15 protein-coding genes are annotated in these 19,263 nt (G+C 37.8%); 11 read left to right on the top strand and 4 right to left on the bottom strand.

What is annotated here, in order from left to right; genetic code table 11:
• Entirely contained in the window at positions 1–1,719 is a 1,719-nt protein-coding gene (locus D1094_RS03585) for an alkaline phosphatase family protein (protein WP_118958737.1), read from the bottom strand.
• 178 nt (positions 1,720–1,897) lie between these two features.
• Between D1094_RS03585 and D1094_RS03580 the strand changes: the two genes are divergently transcribed.
• The 11 genes from D1094_RS03580 to D1094_RS03530 all read left to right on the top strand — a co-directional run bounded on the left by D1094_RS03580 (position 1,898) and on the right by D1094_RS03530 (position 14,961).
• Complete coding sequence (locus tag D1094_RS03580; protein WP_220452522.1) at positions 1,898–3,466, top strand: arylsulfatase; 1,569 nt, start codon at positions 1,898–1,900, stop codon at positions 3,464–3,466.
• 186 nt (positions 3,467–3,652) lie between these two features.
• Entirely contained in the window at positions 3,653–5,161 is a 1,509-nt protein-coding gene (locus D1094_RS03575) for an arylsulfatase (RefSeq protein WP_118958736.1), read from the top strand.
• Between the two features lie 126 nt (positions 5,162–5,287).
• A complete protein-coding gene (locus tag D1094_RS03570) occupies positions 5,288–6,163 on the top strand; it encodes a formylglycine-generating enzyme family protein (RefSeq protein WP_259337808.1) in 876 nt (291 codons plus the stop codon).
• Positions 6,163–8,406 (top strand): tetratricopeptide repeat protein, encoded by a 2,244-nt coding sequence (locus D1094_RS03565; RefSeq protein ID WP_118958734.1) that lies wholly within the window; start codon positions 6,163–6,165, stop codon positions 8,404–8,406. The genes D1094_RS03570 and D1094_RS03565 overlap by 1 nt, the downstream gene beginning before the upstream one ends.
• A 71-nt stretch (positions 8,407–8,477) precedes the next feature.
• Positions 8,478–9,443 carry a MoxR family ATPase gene (locus D1094_RS03560; protein ID WP_118958733.1) on the top strand — a complete coding sequence of 322 codons (966 nt, stop codon included), beginning with the start codon at positions 8,478–8,480 and terminating at the stop codon, positions 9,441–9,443.
• A gap of 10 nt (positions 9,444–9,453) precedes the next feature.
• The gene (locus D1094_RS03555; RefSeq protein ID WP_118958732.1) at positions 9,454–10,422 is read left to right on the top strand and encodes a DUF58 domain-containing protein; all 969 of its coding nucleotides are present in this window, start codon (positions 9,454–9,456) and stop codon (positions 10,420–10,422) included.
• Positions 10,423–10,941: a DUF4381 domain-containing protein gene (locus D1094_RS03550; protein WP_118958731.1), complete on the top strand. Its 519-nt coding sequence runs from the start codon at positions 10,423–10,425 to the stop codon at positions 10,939–10,941.
• Positions 10,934–11,950, top strand: coding sequence for a VWA domain-containing protein (locus tag D1094_RS03545; RefSeq protein ID WP_118958730.1), 1,017 nt, complete (start codon positions 10,934–10,936; stop codon positions 11,948–11,950). Before D1094_RS03550 ends, D1094_RS03545 begins: the two co-directional genes overlap by 8 nt.
• 2 nt (positions 11,951–11,952) lie before the next feature.
• Entirely contained in the window at positions 11,953–12,918 is a 966-nt protein-coding gene (locus tag D1094_RS03540; protein WP_118958729.1) for a VWA domain-containing protein, read from the top strand.
• Positions 12,912–13,655, top strand: coding sequence for a hypothetical protein (locus tag D1094_RS03535; RefSeq protein ID WP_118958728.1), 744 nt, complete (start codon positions 12,912–12,914; stop codon positions 13,653–13,655). The genes D1094_RS03540 and D1094_RS03535 overlap by 7 nt, the downstream gene beginning before the upstream one ends.
• Entirely contained in the window at positions 13,648–14,961 is a 1,314-nt protein-coding gene (locus D1094_RS03530) for a BatD family protein (protein WP_118958727.1), read from the top strand. The genes D1094_RS03535 and D1094_RS03530 overlap by 8 nt, the downstream gene beginning before the upstream one ends.
• A gap of 218 nt (positions 14,962–15,179) precedes the next feature.
• Here D1094_RS03530 and D1094_RS03525 read toward each other — a convergent pair whose 3' ends face one another.
• From D1094_RS03525 to pheS, 3 genes are read right to left on the bottom strand one after another with little or no spacing between them, the layout of a single operon-like run.
• Positions 15,180–15,470, bottom strand: coding sequence for an integration host factor subunit alpha (locus D1094_RS03525; RefSeq protein WP_118958726.1), 291 nt, complete (start codon positions 15,468–15,470; stop codon positions 15,180–15,182).
• Between the two features lie 3 nt (positions 15,471–15,473).
• Positions 15,474–17,897, bottom strand: coding sequence for a phenylalanine--tRNA ligase subunit beta (pheT, locus tag D1094_RS03520; RefSeq protein WP_118958725.1), 2,424 nt, complete (start codon positions 17,895–17,897; stop codon positions 15,474–15,476).
• An 11-nt stretch (positions 17,898–17,908) separates the two neighbouring features.
• Positions 17,909–18,904: a phenylalanine--tRNA ligase subunit alpha gene (gene pheS / locus D1094_RS03515; RefSeq protein ID WP_118958724.1), complete on the bottom strand. Its 996-nt coding sequence runs from the start codon at positions 18,902–18,904 to the stop codon at positions 17,909–17,911.
• Positions 18,905–19,263: the final 359 nt, after the last annotated feature.

The raw sequence follows: 19,263 nt of genomic DNA, 5'->3' as shown, positions 1-19,263 counted from the left end.
TTAATCTTCTAGAATTTCAGGAAGTACATTGCCATGAGCGCCAGATGGAGGCTTAATTTTCAAAAACGCTGAAAGAGTTGTCGCAACATCTAATGCACTAACTCTTTTATGAATAACTTCATGTTCAATGCCGTTTCCTGCAAAAATAATTGGCACAAAGGTGTCATAACTCCAAGGTGAACCATGTGTTGCTGCTACCGTTAATCCTTCCATGTCAGCAATAAAGCGATGAGGCTCAAAAACAACATAAACATCACCTGAACGGCGTTGATTATGATTATTAATAACCAATGAATGAACATAATCATTAGGTACAGCATTTGCTTCAATATCAGTACTACTAATAGCTAATGAAACACCATCAAGTTTTTCAACTTCTTGCGCAACCGCTTTTTGTACTTGCGCTAAAGATAATTTTTTTTGCGCGATGAGTTCTCGATCTAAGTAAATATAAGGATGGAAATACGTTTTAATTAACTTTTGATCTAAACCAAATCGCTTTTTCAATGTTTTCAAACCCGGCGAAACATCCCAACCATCAGGTGAGACAGCCTTAGATTCCATACCCAAATGAGCCAAATATTGTGGTACTTCAGCAGCCCCATGATCAGCAGACAAAACAATTAACGTGTTGTTTAACCCTACTTTTTCATCAACAAACTTCAATAATCGGGCTAAGGTTCTATCTAATCTCAATAGATTATCTTCAGCTTCTAAACTTGATGGACCAAAAATATGCCCTACATAGTCAGTTGATGAAAAGCTCACCGATAAATAATCAGTAACAGCATCTTGACCTAATTTTTCATTAACTAAAATCGCTTTGGCAAAATCAGCAGTGAGTTCATCACCTGCGGGGCTTAAGGTTAAAAACGTATTGAAGTAACCATTATTCATATCGCCATATTGATGGGGAAAGGTACGACCAAAACCCGGAAATTTTGTTTCCCAAGGTTGATCGTCATTTTTAGCAAACTGATAGCTGTTTTGTGGTTTAAGTAGCTGCCAACTTTTTTGATGATAGGCCTTGGTTGGTTGAGTGTTATTAAAATCAATCACCCATTTAGGATATTGGTCATAATAATACTGACTAGTAACAAACTCCCCTGATTTTTTTGAAAACCAAAACGCTTTCCCCGTATGACCTGCCATTGCCACAGCACCTCTGTCTTTAACAGAAACACCAAACACCTTAGCTTTACCGTTTGTTGCAATCGACAACTCATCACTAAACGTAGACACCATAATATTTCGAGGAGAACGGCCTGAAACTTTGGCTGCTTTTTGAGTAGGATCAATTTCTGTCTCTTTATTTACATCAGCATCGGCTGATAATAAAGGGTATTGCTCATCTTCAATATTATAGACTAACCTGCCCTGCTTGTTATCAAACCAAACATTACCAATCATGCCATGCACTGAGGGTAAAGCACCTGTAGCTAAAGATGTGTGCCCTACAATTGTTTCAGTATTGGCATGTACATGATGGGCATTCTTAAAGACCACACCTTTGTTATATAAATATTTAAAACCGCCTTTACTCATTTTATCGATAAAACGTTCTGGCATATCACTGCGCAATTGATCAACCGTAATTTGCAATACTAATTTAGGCGGCTTTGTATCAGCCATAACTGATAATGGCATAACACTGATTAACAAAGAAAAACTGAGTCGAAGTAGATTAGTGTTTTTATATAAATGAAATATAAATTTCATACAATTTCCTTATTTTAAAAAAAAGTAAACTATTTAAGTGCTATATTCGTAATGGTTAGGTAAATAAGCAATTTATAATACTCATTTATTACTAATTTGTTAATGAGCCTAGCATTTAGTTAGGGTTTTAGGCATATTATTTATGAACTTTATGAACTTTATGAACAAAGGAAGCTCAATGAAAATAAATACACTCGTCAAAAAAATAGCCTTGGGGGTTAGCTTAGCGGCCTTGACTACCAGTGCTTTTGCCACAACCGATAAATCTAAGCCAAATGTTCTCGCCATTTGGGGTGATGATATAGGTTATTATAATATCAGCGCATATAACCAAGGTATGATGGGGTATGAAACCCCTAATATTGATCGAATTGCTAACGAAGGTGCGTTATTTACCCACCATTACGCACAGCAAAGTTGTACCGCTGGCCGAGCTTCCTTTATTCTTGGTCAAGAACCTTTTCGAACAGGGTTGTTAACTATAGGCATGCCTGGTTCAGATCATGGTATTCCTGATTGGACACCTACCATTGCTGATTTACTGAAAAACAAAGGCTATATGACGGCACAATTTGGTAAAAATCACCTAGGCGATCAAGATAAACATTTACCCACTAATCATGGTTTTGATGAGTTTTTTGGTAATTTATATCATTTAAATGCCGAAGAAGAACCTGAAACATATTACTACCCTAAAGATAAAGATTTCCACAAAAAGTATGGGCCTCGAGGTGTTATTCACTCTTTTGCAGATGGAAAAATTGAAAATACTGGCCCTATGACACGTAAACGTATGGAAACTGCGGATGAAGAATTTCTTGCTTCTACTTTAAAGTTTATTGATAAAGCACATAAAGCAAAAAAACCTTTCTTTATTTGGCACAGTTCTACACGTATGCACGTTTGGACGCGTTTACAAGAGAAGTATTTAGGTAAGTCTGGTGTTGGTATATATGCTGATGGCATGTTAGAACATGACGATCATGTAGGTATATTGCTTGATAAATTAGATGACTTAAAAATTGCTGATAACACCATTGTTATTTATTCAACCGATAACGGTGCAGAAAAATTCACTTGGCCTGATGGCGGCACTTCACCATTTGCTGGTGAGAAAGGCACAACAAATGAAGGTGGTATGCGTGTACCACAACTTGTGCGCTGGCCTGGAACCATTAAACCCGGCTCAAGGTATAATGCGATGATGTCACATGAAGATTGGATGCCAACGCTACTTGCTGCTGCAGGTGAACCTAACCTTGTGAGTAAATTGAAAAAAGGTTACAGCGCTAACGGTAAGAAATGGAAAATACATGCCGACGGTCATAACTTCATGCCTTTCTTTGAAGGAAAAGAAGATAAATCACCACGTGTCAGTAAACTATACTTTAGCGCTGAAGGGGATTTAAACGCAGTACGTTGGAACGAATGGAAAATAACCTTCGCTGAACAAGAAGGTGCAATTAATACCGCCTATCGTAAAACCCCTGCTTGGCCTGTAATCACTAACTTGCATGCAGATCCATTCGAAACAGCCAATAAAGAATCTGGAATGTATACTCGCTGGTATGGTGACAACATGTGGCTATTTGTACCTATTCAACAACAAGTTGCCGAATTCATGAGCACTATTGACGGATACCCTTTCCAAGCGGGTAGTAGCTTAAGTGCTAGTGACATTGGTTATAAAAGTATCAGAACACAAAAAGCATTAAAACAATTACAACAATTAAGTCCAAATCGATAATAACTTATATCTAAGACGTTAATTTTGTCAATGTTGATTTAAAAGGCTCTAGTATTTCTAGAGCCTTTTTTTCAAAAAAATAATTTACGTTTATAGTAGATAAATCAGGTATTTGATGTAACATCATAACAGATAGAACTTAAATACCCTTTAGAACTCACTTTATCGATTTAATAAGGAACAATCATGGTCATCAAAAGTAAGTTAAAAAAACTCTTTTTAGGGGTAAGTTTACTTGCCGCCTCTAGTGCTGCATTTGCAACAACAGATACCTCAAAACCCAATATACTTGCAATATGGGGCGATGATATCGGTCCTTTTAATATCAGCGCCTATAACCGTGGCATTATGGGCTATAAAACGCCAAATATTGACAGTATTGCCAACGACGGTATCTTATTTACCGACTCTTATGGCGATCAAAGTTGTACGGCAGGACGAGCAGGTTTTATCACCGGACAACACCCAATGCGCACAGGTATGACGAAAGTTGGCTTGCCCGGTGCAGATGAGGGCATAAACGTTAAAGACCCAACCATTGCTAAGCTGCTAAAAGCACGTGGCTATGTAACGGGTCAATTTGGTAAAAATCATTTAGGTGATAAAGATGAACACTTACCAACTAATCATGGTTTTGATGAGTTTTTTGGTAATTTATATCACTTAAATGCTGAAGATGAACCTGAACACCCTAATTACCCTAAAAGCCCTGAATTTAAAAAACGTTTTGGTCCTCGTGGTGCAATCCATTCATTTGCTGACGGTAAAATTACCGATACAGGCCCTGTTACCAAAAAGCGTATGGAAACTATCGATGAAGAATTTTTAGGTGCTGCATTAAAATTCATAGATAAAGCCCATAGCAACAAAAAGCCCTTTTTTGTCTGGTTTAACTCCACCCGTATGCACGTTTGGACTCGTTTAAAGCCTGAATCTGAAGGCGTTACTGGTCAAGGTTTATATGCAGACGGTATGGCTGAGCATGATGGTCACGTAGGTCAATTACTTGATAAATTAGATCAGTTAAAAATTGCAGGTAATACTATTGTAATGTACACCACTGACAATGGCGCTGAATTAGCCTTATGGCCTGATGGTGGTTATACGCCATTTAGAGGTGAAAAAAATACTAACTGGGAAGGCGGCTACCGTGTGCCTATGATGGTAAAATGGCCAGGTAAAATTAAACCTAACCAAGTATCTAATGAAATGATTGCCATGATGGATTGGATGCCGACTATCCTTGCCGCAGCTGGTGACACCAACGTAAAAGCGAAATTAAAAAAAGGCATGAGTGCTGACGGCACAAAATATAAAGTGCATTTAGATGGGTATAACTTCTTGCCTCACTTTTTAGATACGTCAAAGAAAGGGCCACGTAAAGAGTTTATTTATTCTTCAGATACTGGTGATATCGTTGGCTTACGATATGAACAATATAAGTTTGTGTTTAAAGAGCAACGAGCACATGGTTTAGAAGTTTGGCAAAACCCATGGACTACCCTTCGCGCACCTAAGATATTTAACTTAAGAATGGATCCTTATGAACGTATGGATCATGAATCAGAAGGTTATGGACAATGGTGGGCCGAGCATATGTTCTTAATGGCACCAGCAATGACAAAAGTAGCAGAGTTTAAAGCGACGTTTAAAGAGTTTCCACAAAGACAAAAGCCTGGTAGTTTTGTACCTTAAGCTTTTAAAATATAAATATTAACGCTACGAACAAAACCATCAAGATAAATACTTGATGGTTTTTTTAAAAGCATTCTTTTTAACCAACTCAAATAAGAATTTAAAATCATCACACTTATGACATTTTTGAAAAAACGTAATCTCTCCTTATCGCATAAAGTTATCTGCTTAACTTCTTTTACCTTCATGAGCTTATTCGGCTGTAGTTCATCCAGTAATTCAGCGAAAAATAAACCACTAGAAATGTCTGTGCAGACGACTGAAATAAACGCAAAACAACAATTTCAATTATCTGAAAACTTACATCAAAAGCTATTAGCTAATATGGTTTGGATAGAGGGTGGAAGCTTCGAAATGGGGTCAAATACGCCAGAGGCAAGAAATCGTGAACGCCCTGCTCATCAAGTCACACTCGATGGTTTCTATTTAAGTAAGTTTGAAGTCACCCAAGATATTTTTCAACAACTGATGGGTTGGAACAACAGTTATTTTCAATGTGAAGATTGTCCTATGAATAATGTCAGTTACTTTAACATGTTGTTATTTATTGAACGGTTGAACAAAGTCACGGGAAAAACGTTTCGATTACCAACAGAAGCAGAATGGGAATATGCCGCAAAAGGCGGAGCACAATCTCAACATTTTTTATACAGTGGCTCTAATAATATAGACGATATTGCATGGTTTAGTGACAATGCTAACAAACAAAGCCACCCTGTTGGATTAAAGCAGCCTAATGAATTGGGCCTTTACGATATGACAGGAAATGTTTGGGAATTTTGCCAAGATGATATGTACCGAAATGCCTACAAACGAGGTGATAGAACTAACCCATTAGTGCTAGATACAAATCGTCATGTTAAAACAAAAGCAATGAAAGTATTGCGCGGCGGTGGATACGAGTTTTCAGCAAAAGAGTCTCTGGTATTTATCAGAGATGGTGCAACTAATAATGTGCGCATGGCTGATATAGGTTTTAGACTAGCTATGAGTAAATCATAATGTATATAAGTAGATCTATTTTATTAGTCTTTTGCTTATTTTTTTTAGTTAACCCAATTCAAGCAACAGAATATGTGGGGGTTAATCAATGTAAAGATTGTCATCAAAAAGAGTATTCCGCATGGCAAGGCTCCCATCATGATATGTCAATGAAGCATGTAAGTAGTGATTCCGTGCTTGGTAACTTTACAGATTTCAAATTAATGGAAAATAATCAAGTAAATCGTTTTTATCGTAAAGACAACCAATATTGGGTCAATATAAAAGGGCCTGACGGTAAGTTTCATGATTATCAAATTAAATACACCTTTGGCTATGAACCACTACAACAATACATGGTCGAATTTGAAGATGGACGAGTACAATTAATTCCTTTTGCCTGGGATTCAAGGCCTAAGCAACAAGGCGGTCAACGATGGTTTAATCTTTACCCGCAGTTTACCGACAAACATCAAGAGTTCTTTTGGACCAATACTGGTCAAAATTGGAATTATATGTGCGCTGATTGTCACTCAACCAATGTCAGCAAAAACTTTGATGAAAACACTAATAGCTATAACACCACGTTTAGTGAAATTAATGTTGCCTGTGAAGCATGTCATGGGCCAGCAAGTGAACACATAAATTGGACAAAACAAAAAAGCACTCAAGATATTGTTGATAAAGGCTTTTCACGGGATTTATCAAAATCGGTTAAAGCGTGGGCATTAAAAGACAACGCAACAACGATGTCACCTACTTCAATAAAGCATAGCCAACAAAATTTTGTTTGCGCGCAATGTCATAGTCGTCATGTTCAAATTAGCGATGAAAACCATGTAGATAAAAATGAGTTTGGTGAACGTTACCTATTGAGTTTAATCAACTCTTCTTTGTATTACCCCGATGGTCAGGTCTATGATGAGAACTTTGTTTACGGCTCTTTTTTACAAAGTAAAATGAATGCTAATGGTGTGGTATGTAGCAATTGTCATGATCCTCACTCTGCCAAACTCACCTTACCTAAAGAAACGGTCTGTTTACAATGTCACCAAGCAAATAACTACGCCAATAAAAAACACCATAACCACCCAGAAACCTCTGCTGGTGCGCAATGTGTTAATTGCCATATGCCTGAAACGACCTACATGCAGGTTGATAATCGACGCGATCATGGCTGGCATATTCCAAGACCTGATTTTGCGAAACAATTTAATTCACCTGATACCTGTTTATCCTGCCATCAAGATAAAAATAGCGAGTGGAGTGATAAGCATGTTTTATCTTGGTTCCCTAATTCATCAATAAGACAAGATGAACATTTTGCTCCTGTGTTTGCTGCTGCTGATCTAAATTATCCGGGAATATCTAAAGAGCTTTCTAAAATTGCGCAAACTAAGTCATACCCTGATATCATTCGTGCATCGGCCCTAGATAGAATGAGCAATAAAGTTGATACCAATAGTTTAATCGCCATTGCTCGTGCAGTTAAAAGTGAAAAAAGTATCATACGTTTAGGTGCAATAAACGGTGCAATACAATTACCTACAGTTGAAAGGTGGCGAGTGCTCTCCCCTTTATTAACTGATGAAGTTCTTGCTGTACGCGCTGAAGCAGCTTCTGTTCTTGCACCGTTGTGGCAAGAATTAAATAGTGAGCAGAAATCAAAACTTCAAATAGCATTAAAAGATTACTTTTCCGTACAAGAATTCAATAAAGACCGTGGATTCTCCCATACTAATGTAGGTAATATATATACCCATCAAGGTAATTATCAAAACGCTGAAAAAGCATACCGACAAAGCATTAAAATTGACCCTTATTTTGCACAAGCCTATATAAATTTAGCTGAGCTTTTCCGTTTACAACAAAAGAATCAACTATCGATAACGACTTTAGAAACTGGCTTCCAGAAAATACCTGATAATAGTGAGTTAGCCTACGCTTTAGGGTTAGCAAATATTCGAGCTAAGCAGTCGAGCAAGGCTAATACTTACTTTGCTAAAGCAACAGACTTAGCACCTGAAAACAGTCATTACTTTTATGTTTATGGCATAAGCTTAGAAGCCTCCAAACCCGCCAGTGCATACAAAGCACTGTTGCAAGCATATCGATTAAGTAACAATCCTCAGCATCTTTATGCGTTATGCGATATGCAATTAAGAAATAAATCATCACAAGCAAGGCAGTGTTTAATTAAATTAGCTGACGTTGCACCAGCTGCAGCCATAGAGCAGCTGAAAAAACAGTACAAAATAAAGTAAACTTTTAGTTAACATAATGCGTATTATTGAGTAGATTGAACCAGTAAACAAAACATATTAAAGGATGAATAATGAGTCAAAGCTTAGAAGCCTTGCAACAATTAAAAAATCAAATTCAGCAATCAGTTATAGGTCAAGAACATGTTGTTGATTGTTTGTTATTAGCACTATTGACTAATGGTAATGTTCTCCTTGAAGGTTTGCCAGGCACGGCTAAAACGCGTTCTGTAAAAAGTTTGGCTAAATCACTCATGGTTGATTTGGGGCGTGTTCAGTTTACGCCTGATTTATTGCCTTCTGATGTTACAGGTACTGAGGTTTATCAAGATATAGACGGTAAGCCAACATTAACCTTTCAGCCGGGCCCAGTATTTAATAACATTTTACTCGCTGATGAAATAAACCGCTCGCCTGCAAAAGTACAAGCGGCACTTCTAGAAGCTATGGAAGAGAGGCAAATAACGGTTGCAGGTAAAACCTATTCTTTACCAAAACTTTTTATGGTCTTAGCAACACAAAACCCTATTGAACAAGAAGGAACGTATCCTTTACCTGAAGCGCAAATGGATCGTTTCATCATGAAAGTTACCGTAGATTACCCTGATGACGAAGCTGAAGAACAAATAATTAATTTAGTGCGAAGTGAAGAAAAAGCCCCTATTGATTTTCCAGCAATAGATGCTGAGCATATTTTTACAGCAAGAGAAGAAATCCATCAAATTCACATGAGTGATGCCATGGTTAAATACATTGTTGGTATTGTTATGGCGACAAGAAAACCTGAGCGTTTTGAAGAATCACCTTTGCAACAATGGATTAGTGTCGGTTCAAGCCCAAGAGCGAGTATCTCTATAGATAAATGTGCACGGGCTGCTGCGTGGTTAAAAGGCAAAAGCTTTGTCGACCCTGATGATGTTCGAGGTATAGTCCATAATGTATTACGCCACCGTATAGTGCTTAGCTATGACGCGATGGCTGATGGTATTACAGCAGACAAGGTAATCGATGAAATTTTAATTCAGGTAGCTGTAGCTTAGAGGGCAAAACATGTCTAAGCAATCCTTCTCTGATGAAGCGAACAAGCATGCTGATAATCAAGTTTATGCTAATTTGAACGAATTACGACGTTTACAATATAAAACTCAAGGCTTTAATTTTTTACCTAACCAGCCAGTTAATAGCTTACTTTCAGGTAAACATGTTTCGCGTTTACGTGGTCGAGGGCTTAACTTTGAAGAACTAAGACATTACCGCCCTGGTGATGATATTAGAGCCATGGACTGGAAAGTTACTCAAAGAACAGGTAAGCCTCATATAAAAGTTTACACTGAAGAAAAAGAACGTAACGTGTATTTAGCCATAGATCAAAGAATGACTATGTTTTTTGGTAGCCAAGCAAAAATGAAATCTGTCATCGCTGCAGAACTAGCAGCCTTAATGGCATGGCGCATTATAGAAACTGGCGACCGTATTGGTGCTGTTATTTATAATGACAAAGACATCAAAGTGATACCAGCTAAACGAGGTCACCAACATGTTATTAGTATTTTGTCAGAAGTTATCAAAAAAAATCATCAACTTTGTGTGGTAAATAACCAAGCAGCAACAGATCATAAATCACTTTCTCTCGCTTATAATAAAATGTTGATGAAGCTACGTAATGTGTGTGGCCATAATGCTTTAGTCTTTCTTATCGGAGACGGACATGGCTGGGATAAACAAAGTAGCGATCATATTAAGCAGTTACGTCAACATAATGAAGTTATCGCTTGTCATGTATTTGATCCCTTAGAGATGCAACTGCCTAAAATGCAGCAAATGGTGGTCAGCGATGGCAATTGGCAAATACAATTTTCTTCTCAAGATGCAAAAACACAACAAAAATACCAAGCAGAAATAGCACAGCAACTTAAAACCTATACAGATACTGCTAAAAAATACCGTATTCCGCTATTGTCTATCGATACTTTAACACCTGTTGATAAGCAAGTACGTAAAGCGTTTGGGGGCGGTTAAATGTCAGTAGATAACACTCAACAAACAATAGCGTTTGATAAACCTTGGGGAAACTATTTATTAGAAAAAATAGTAGAACCCCCCCCCCCTGAGGCAATCAGTTGGTTGCCCCAAACCATCGGCTGGAAAATTACCTTTGTCATACTCTTTTTCTATTTATGTTTCAAAGTGATTGCTGAATACAAAAAATACAAACGTAATGCCTATCGTCGTAACGCACTCGCATGGCTAAAGCAATATCAGTCAGATGAAGAGTGGTATTATCGACAACTACCCGTATTACTGCGCAAAACAGCAATCACCGCCTATGATCGTACAAAAATCACTTCTCTTACTGGAAGTGATTGGGATTCTTGGTTAGATAGCCAGTGCAAAGAAACAGACTTCACTGCGAGTTGTTCAATGGTATTGCATCAGCTCGCATTTGCGCCAGAGTTCAACTTATCATCACAAGAAAAGCAAATACTACTTCAACACGTTTCAACCTGGATAAAACACCACAGGGGGCAAAATGATTGAATTCTCCTCACCTGTATTTTTTATTCTGTTGCCATTACCTTTACTCATTGTGTGGCTTGCACCCGCTTACAAAGAACGAAAGCCATCAGTTAAAGTCCCCTACTTCGCTCGGTTAGTCGATGTTACTGGCGAAAAACCACAAAGTGGTGCCGTCTTATTAAATAGAAATAATATACAGCGGTTATTTATTGTGTTCGCTTGGGTATGTCTAGTGACTGCTATGGCAAAACCAGAAATTATTGGACCCGCGATTGAACAGCAAAAATCAGCTCGAGATCTGATGGTCGCTGTTGATTTATCTGGTTCGATGTCTGTTGAAGATTTTACCTTAATAAACAAACAAACCGTTGATAGGTTAACTGCTGTAAAACAAGTTTTAGCGAACTTTGCTAAACACCGAGAACATGATCGACTTGGCTTAATTTTATTTGGTGATGCCCCTTATTTACAAGCACCTTTCACTGCCGACATAGACACTTGGTTAACTTTGCTTAATGAAAGTGAAATTGGCATGGCTGGTCAAAGTACTGCCTTTGGCGATGCAATTGGTTTAGCAATTAGTGTCTTTGAAAGTTCTGAGACTGAAAATCGCGTACTGATTGCGCTTACTGATGGCAATGATACAGGCTCAAAGGTTCCTCCTGTTGAAGCGGCTAAAGTGGCAGCTCGTTACAATATTAAAATTTACACTATCGCTATTGGTGACCCATCAGCAGTGGGTGAAGAAAAAGTTGATCTACAAGTATTACAAAGAATGAGTGATATAACTGGTGGAAAAAGCTTTCAAGCCCTTAACCGAGAAGAGCTAAATAAAGTCTATGAAGAAATAAATGAAATGGAGCCTCAACTCTTTGATTCATTATCGTTTAGACCCCGCACTAGCATTCATCATTATCCGATAATTATCTTTGCCTCAATTTATTTAATTTCGCTGTCTCTCGTCAGTATACGTTATTACTTTACAAACAAAAAAGTAAACAGTGCACCACCCAAAAGTAAGGCGAAATAGCGATGGACTTAACTAGCTTACAACACTTTCACTTTCTCAGGCCTTATTGGTTTTTAGCATTCATCGCTTTTATTGTGATCTTAAAGTTATTTGCTCAACGTGATGATACGTTAGCGGTTTGGCGAAAAGTCATGTCTGCTAATATTTTGAAAAAACTAACTGTTGAAGGAAACAACACTCATTGGTTATCACCACAAAAGCTCTCTTTGGCGATATCAGTTCCTTTATGTTTAGTTTTAATGGGACCTACTTGGCAACAGCAGCCATCGCCTTTTAGTGAGAACAATGCACCATTGATCATTGCATTAGATGTCTCTGAAACGATGGAACAAAATGATATCCAACCTAGTCGGCTGCTTAGAGCTAAACAAAAAATATTGCAATTACTGGAACTGAGAGGCGACACAAAAACAGCGCTCATTGCCTATGCTGGTAGTGCTCATACGGTTATGCCGATCACTAACGACAGAGAAATGATTAGACATTTCCTTGATGTTCTCACACCCAACTTAATGCCAATTAAAGGTAAAATACCACAAACAGTACTGCCCCTCGCAGACAGCCTACTTGCGTCAAGCCAAGTCCCCGGCACACTACTTATGATTGGTGACGGTGCAACTCAAGAAACTAATCAACAGTTTACAAAGTTTTTCAACAAACAGCAGCATCAATTAATTGTATGGGCTATAGGTCAAACTGAAGAGCGTTTAACTACAGAGCCTGATAACACCCTAATTGCAATGCAGTTACCACAACTTCAAGCCTTAGCTCGTGCAGGAGACGGCAGACTAGTAACAATGACTCACGACCAACAGGATGTAAAACAAGTTAACCGTTATATAGAAAATAACCTTGTTATCGTTGATGACAAAAGTCGGCCTTGGCATGATGCAGGTTACCCCCTAGTCTTTTTAATAAGTTTCATCTTTCTTTTTTGGTTTAGAAAGGGGTGGACTTTACAATGGTAAGCAACTTATCTTTAGCAAATACCGCTAAACTCATCACATATGTCACTCGTTTGACAAGCAAACATAAAATATTATTGCTCAGTATTGTAAGTGCCTGTTTGCTCTGTTTCGCTCTGCTAAAACCACAAGTATTTATTAACCTATGGCTGACTAAAGATCAACTAGGGCAATGGCTTTTTTATCAAGGCAAATACAGTGAGGCAAGTAAAACCTTCATCGATGCTCGTTGGCAGGCGTTTAGTGCTTATGGTGCGCAAGAGTTTAAAACGTCTGCAACATTATATAGTCAGTTTAGCCATAAAGAGGATTTGCTTGCTCAAGCTAACGCATTAGCTCACGGACGAGAATATATTAAAGCGCGTAATTTGTACCAATATACTGTGCAAAAGTTTCCTAATTACCTTGCTGCTCAAACCAACTTAGTTAGAGTCCAAGCGATTATTGATGAAATTAACCTCTTATCGGCTAGCCAAAAAGCTGAACAAGGTGAATCTTCAAAAGAGCTTGGTGATGAACCTCAAACTGCCGATGGCGCAGAGCGAAAAGATGGTCCACAACAAGAACTTGAACAACTCACCTCAGAGCAGTTACTCCTTGATGATAATTTAAATGATATGTGGTTAAGGCAAGTACAGAAAAACCCTGAGCGTTTTCTCTCTCATAAATTTTACTTACAACTGACATCAAGCAAGCAAAAGGAAACGATTAACACTAATAAGGACGACACTGATGAGTAACGTTAATATTTTGCCCTTATCGTTCTTATACGTTATGAAAGTTATTTTTTTAGCTTTACTTCTGAACATTAAGTTGAGTTATGCCAGCCCTTTAGAGACTTTAATCCAAGATAAACAACTAACTATCACGACAACAATGAAATCAGCAAATAATCCTATTGTTGGCCAACCTGTTACTTTGTCTATTGAGATTGCAACAAATCGTTGGTTTTCTGCGGGCACACGATTAAAGCCGTTCAAAATTGCTAATGCCGTGACTTTATCTAGTAGCGAATTAGCAATCAATGGCAGTAAACGTATAGATGGAGAGACGTGGAGTACTCAAACTCGCGAAATTACTTTCTATCCAACACAACAAGGTGAATATCAGATTCCACCTATTGAAGTATTCGTTTCAGTAAATTCTGAGCACAATGGTATTATTGAAGGTACAGGTTATACAAAACCGCAACGATTGACTGTCGCATTACCACAAGTGTTAAAAAGTATTGAACATTTTATTGTTTCTCCTGATGTAAAAGTCACTATAGAAGGCAGTTTTGACAATGATACCAATTACTCTTTAGGAGACGCGGTTAATCAAATTATTACGATAACCGCTAAAGATACTCCTGCGATGATGATTCCACCTTTCATTATCCCCTCAATTGAAGGCGTCAGTATTTATCAAAAACCACCACAAGTTTTTGATAAAAGTAATCGAGGTACTTTATTAGGTACGCGCATTGAATCTAACACCTATATTTTCGAATCATCAGGTACTTATCAAATACCAGAACAATACTTGTATTGGTGGAATACGCAAACACAGCAACTTGAGAAAATATCAATACCAGCGCAACAATGGCAAGTTTCAGGAAAACGAATACAGAACAGTACAGACAAGGCATGGTTTTACTTAATAAACGTAAAAATTATAATACTTATAGTCCTATCAATAACCATATTATTCTTTGGCTATTCACTGTTAATGCGACACCGCATTTGGTTATTGGATTTTTATAAAGACTTCACTAAACAAGAGCAACGTCAACTTGCGTCAGCATTTTTAAATGCAATAAAGCATAAGGAATACCCTACTGCATGTCAGTTATTGTATCGTTATCATTGGATTATAAACAATCAAACGGTAATACCCGATAATGAATTATTATTACAGCTTAATCAGAGCGGTTTCGATAACGTCTTAAGAAGTCGGGTTCATTTTTCACAAACTCAAGCTAAGGAGCTATTGAGGTATATAAAATCACTTTCGAACAGTAACCCTAGTGATCTAGTTAATAAGAACATATCTTTGAATGAGTAAATCGCGAATGCGAGTTTTGCGGCACAGTGCTGAGTACAAATAATGCAAATTTGGCAACACTAAAGCAAAAAAGCTGCAACAATGTCGCAGTTTTTTTAAAATTTAATCAAGCAAAATAAATGTAATAACACAATGAAGGGTGTTTTACTTTTTTTGAACATTGGCTATAGATAAGTATTTAATAAGGAGAACACAGAGAAAGTGCTCCTTATTAATATTTAGCTATTTCCGTCTTCAACTCGGCTTTTCAACTTCTGGCCTGGTCTAAAGGTAACGACCTTACGTGCAGAAATTGGAATATCTTCACCTGTTTTAGGGTTACGACCTGGACGTTCGCTTTTTTGACGCAGGTCGAAATTACCAAAACCAGAAAGCTTTACTTGTTCGCCACTTTCTAAAGTTTCACGGATTTCTTCAAAAAATATTTCGACCATTTCTTTTGCGTCGCGCTTGCTCAGCCCAACTTTTTCAAATAAATGTTCTGCTACTTCTGCTTTGGTAAGCGCCATTGCTTAATCCCTCAGTGATGCATTTAACTCTAATTTCAATGTATCAACAACTCGATCAATAACATCTGAGATGTCTTTTTCTTCAAGTGTTTTACTTGTATCTTGCAGTATCAGTGCAATAGCAAGGCTCTTATAACCTTCTTCAACGCCATTACCTTGGTACACATCAAACAAGTTTAGATCAATTAAATAATTTCCGCCAACCTTTTCAATAAGTTGTAACACCTTTTTTGCAGCAACTTCTTCTTTAACCACTACAGCTAAGTCACGTCTATTTGCTGGGAAGCGAGAAATTTCGCGCGCTTCAGGTATATTTTGAGTTAATACTTCAGAGAGTAATAATTCAAAAACTAATGTGCGTCCATTAAGGCCTAATTTCCTTTCTAATTCAGGATGTAAGCTTCCTACATATCCTACAACATTACCTGCACGAGTTATTTTTGCTGTTTGCCCAGGGTGTAAAGCATCGATTTCAGCTTTAGAAAACTCATAAGCATCGGCATTAGCCGTTAATGAAAGTAAGGCTTCAACATCACCCTTCATATCATAAAAATCAGTCGCCGCTTTTTCCATGCTCCAGTGTTCATCAACACGTTGACCACTGATAACACCAGCAATCATGTTTTCTTGACGAACACCGTTTTCAGCCGATTCATCAGGAACAAATCTCAATCCTGTTTCAAAAAGACGTACCCTGCCTTGTTGACGGTTTTGGTTGTAAGCGACAGACTGTAATAATCCTGTCCATAAACTCAATCTCATCACTGACATTTCCGATGAAATAGGATGCGGTAACGTCATCACCTCTTGTTCAGGGTGCAATAACGATTGAGTTTTAGGGTCAACAAAACTGTAGGTAATCGCTTCTTGATAATCGCGATTCACCAACACTTGCTTTAACTTACTAACTGAAAGTATCGCTTCTTTTTGCTCTCGCATTTTAAGCGCAGCTGAAGGTGAAATATTTGGAATGTTGTTATAGCCAAAAATACGTGCAACTTCTTCGATTAAATCAACTTCAATACTAATGTCAAATCGATAAGCAGGAACAATTACGCTCCATACTTTGTCATTGTCAGCGCCACTAGCCGTCACTTCAAAACCTAATCGTGTCAGAATATCATCAACTTTATCATCTTCAATATGATGACCTATACGACCGTCTAATTTTATGCGACGAAGTTCAACTGATTTTGATTGAGGTAAATCTTGCTCGGAGTTTGTTTCAACTATTGGACCAGCAGAACCACCAACGATATCAAGTAATAATTCGGTAGCACGCTCCATTGCTTCTCGTTGAAGCTCTGGATCAATACCTCGTTCATAACGGTGAGATGCATCTGTGTGCAAACCATATTGACGTGCTTTACCTAAAATAGCTAACGGTGCGAAAAATGCACTCTCTAAAAAGATATCTGTAGATTGTGTAGTAACACCTGAATGTAAACCGCCAAAAATACCCGCAATAGCCAGTGCTTTGTTATCATCCGCAATGACTAATGTTTCTTCATTAAGGGTTACTTCATTCTCGTCAAGTAAGACTAACTTCTCATCTTTTTGAGCAAAACGTACATTCACATTACCTTCAATTTTAGCTAAATCAAAAGCATGCATAGGGTGGCCTAGTTCGAGTAACACATAATTGGTTACATCAACAACAGGGTCTATTGAACGGGTACCACAACGACGTAGCTTTTCAACCATCCATAATGGTGTTTGAGCATTTGCATTGATGCCTTTGATTACTCGACCTAAATAACGAGGGCAAGCTTCAGTGGCTGCAATATTAATATCACGAGTATCATCAATACTTGGTGTGATTGTATTGATAGCTGGATGATTAAAAGACATTGAGTTAAGTACACCAACTTCTCTTGCTAAGCCTTTAATACCTAAACAATCACCGCGGTTTGCCGTTAAATCAACATCAATAGTAACATCGTTTAAATCTAAATATTCTCTAACACAAGTACCAATAGGTGCATCTTGTGGTAGTTCTAAAATACCATCACTGCTTTCTGCAAGCCCTAATTCAGACTCACTGCACAGCATACCATGAGAAGGAACGCCTCTTAGCTTAGCTTTTTTAATTTTAAAATCGCCAGGTAAAACAGCACCTACGGTTGCAACAGCCACTTTTAAACCCAAACGACAATTCTTAGCACCACAAACGATATCAACTAATTCACCTTGAGCAACAGTATCTGAACTATAATCACCAAGGCTTATTTTGGTAACTTGTAACTTATCGGCATCAGGATGTTGGCCGCACTCAACGACTTCACCAACAATAACATTGTTAAACTGGCCAGCAACAGGGTCAACACCGTCGACCTCAAGTCCTGCCATAGTAATTTGATGAGCTAAGTCATCTGAAGAAATTGCAGGGTTTACCCACTCACGTAACCAAGATTCACTAAATTTCATTATTGGCTTTCCTACTTGAACTGTTTTAAGAAGCGAAGATCGTTTTCAAAGAATGCACGTAAATCATTTACGCCATATCGCAGCATTGTTAGACGCTCTACGCCCATACCAAAAGCAAAACCTGTGTACACTTCTGGATCAATACCTACGCTTCGTAATACATTAGGATGTACCATGCCACAACCGAGTACTTCTAACCATTTACCATTTTTACCCATAATATCTACTTCAGCTGACGGTTCAGTGAATGGGAAATATGAAGGCCTAAAACGAATTTCAACTTCTTCTTCAAAAAAGTGATGTAAGAAATCATGCAACACACCTTTTAAATGTGTAAAACTTACATCTTTATCAACCATTAACCCTTCAACCTGATGGAACATTGGGGTATGTGTTTGATCATAATCATTACGATACACTTTACCTGGCGAGATAATTCTAAGTGGTGGCTTTTCAACTTCCATAGTACGAATTTGAACACCTGACGTTTGTGTACGTAGCACAAGCTTAGGGTTGAAATAAAACGTATCATGATCCTGTCTTGCCGGGTGATGTTCAGGAATATTTAGCGCATCAAAGTTATGATAATCATCTTCAACTTCAGGTCCCGCTTTAACCGAAAAGCCTAAATCGCCAAAAAAACTTTCAATTCTTTCAATCGTGCGACTAACTGGATGTAACCCACCTATTTGGGTACCGCGGCCAGGTAAGGTAACGTCAATAGACTCAGCTGCTAACTTTTGCTTTATCTCTTCGTTTCTTAACAACTCACCACGTTCATTCAGTAATTTTTGTACTTTTTGTTTGGCAATGTTGATTACTTGACCCATTTTAGGCTTTTCTTCTTTAGGTAGTTTGCCCAAGCCTTTCATTTGCTCGGTAAACAAACCTTTTTTACCTAAAAAGTTAACGCGAACCTGATCAAGGGCTGCGGGATCTGATGCTTCACTTATCGCTAATTCAGCTTGTGAGACAATCTCATCTAAAGTTGTGGTGTCTAAATTCATGGTTTCCTCTAAAACAGGGCTAAGCGTCTTAAATGCCAGACACTTTAAATAGACTAATTTTAATAATAAAAAATGAGCTTGATTTTACACGAAAATAGGCTTTTAGGTAGGGGTAATCATGCCTATTGAGGCATTTTTTAGCTTGAATGGTAAATAAAGTTATAAAAAACAAATATTATTATTAAATATCGCCTAATCGGAATCTTTTTTGGGGTTTTCAGATTCTCGTTTTACCAATAAAAACGTTAAGTACATTTTTGTTGGTAAGGAAAATACCAAACCATGGACTTCCCAGATTTCACTAGACAGTTTCTAACTCAGAAAAATACGCTTCCTCAAATTTAGCAGGTGAAACACCG

Origin of the sequence: Colwellia sp. RSH04, from assembly GCF_003545765.1 — a bacterium.
GTDB lineage: Bacteria > Pseudomonadota > Gammaproteobacteria > Enterobacterales > Alteromonadaceae > Colwellia.
Note: the sequence above shows the minus strand (reverse complement) of the source record. Positions and strands in the feature narration are given on the sequence as shown.

Coding starts and splice junctions, on each gene's coding strand:
- D1094_RS03585 (WP_118958737.1), bottom strand. CDS start 1,719: ATGAAATTTATATTTCATTTATATAAAAACACTAATCTACTTCGACTC.
- D1094_RS03580 (WP_220452522.1), top strand. CDS start 1,898: ATGAAAATAAATACACTCGTCAAAAAAATAGCCTTGGGGGTTAGCTTA.
- D1094_RS03575 (WP_118958736.1), top strand. CDS start 3,653: ATGGTCATCAAAAGTAAGTTAAAAAAACTCTTTTTAGGGGTAAGTTTA.
- D1094_RS03565 (WP_118958734.1), top strand. CDS start 6,163: ATGTATATAAGTAGATCTATTTTATTAGTCTTTTGCTTATTTTTTTTA.
- D1094_RS03560 (WP_118958733.1), top strand. CDS start 8,478: ATGAGTCAAAGCTTAGAAGCCTTGCAACAATTAAAAAATCAAATTCAG.
- D1094_RS03555 (WP_118958732.1), top strand. CDS start 9,454: ATGTCTAAGCAATCCTTCTCTGATGAAGCGAACAAGCATGCTGATAAT.
- D1094_RS03550 (WP_118958731.1), top strand. CDS start 10,423: ATGTCAGTAGATAACACTCAACAAACAATAGCGTTTGATAAACCTTGG.
- D1094_RS03545 (WP_118958730.1), top strand. CDS start 10,934: ATGATTGAATTCTCCTCACCTGTATTTTTTATTCTGTTGCCATTACCT.
- D1094_RS03540 (WP_118958729.1), top strand. CDS start 11,953: ATGGACTTAACTAGCTTACAACACTTTCACTTTCTCAGGCCTTATTGG.
- D1094_RS03535 (WP_118958728.1), top strand. CDS start 12,912: ATGGTAAGCAACTTATCTTTAGCAAATACCGCTAAACTCATCACATAT.
- D1094_RS03530 (WP_118958727.1), top strand. CDS start 13,648: ATGAGTAACGTTAATATTTTGCCCTTATCGTTCTTATACGTTATGAAA.
- D1094_RS03525 (WP_118958726.1), bottom strand. CDS start 15,470: ATGGCGCTTACCAAAGCAGAAGTAGCAGAACATTTATTTGAAAAAGTT.
- pheT (WP_118958725.1), bottom strand. CDS start 17,897: ATGAAATTTAGTGAATCTTGGTTACGTGAGTGGGTAAACCCTGCAATT.
- pheS (WP_118958724.1), bottom strand. CDS start 18,904: ATGAATTTAGACACCACAACTTTAGATGAGATTGTCTCACAAGCTGAA.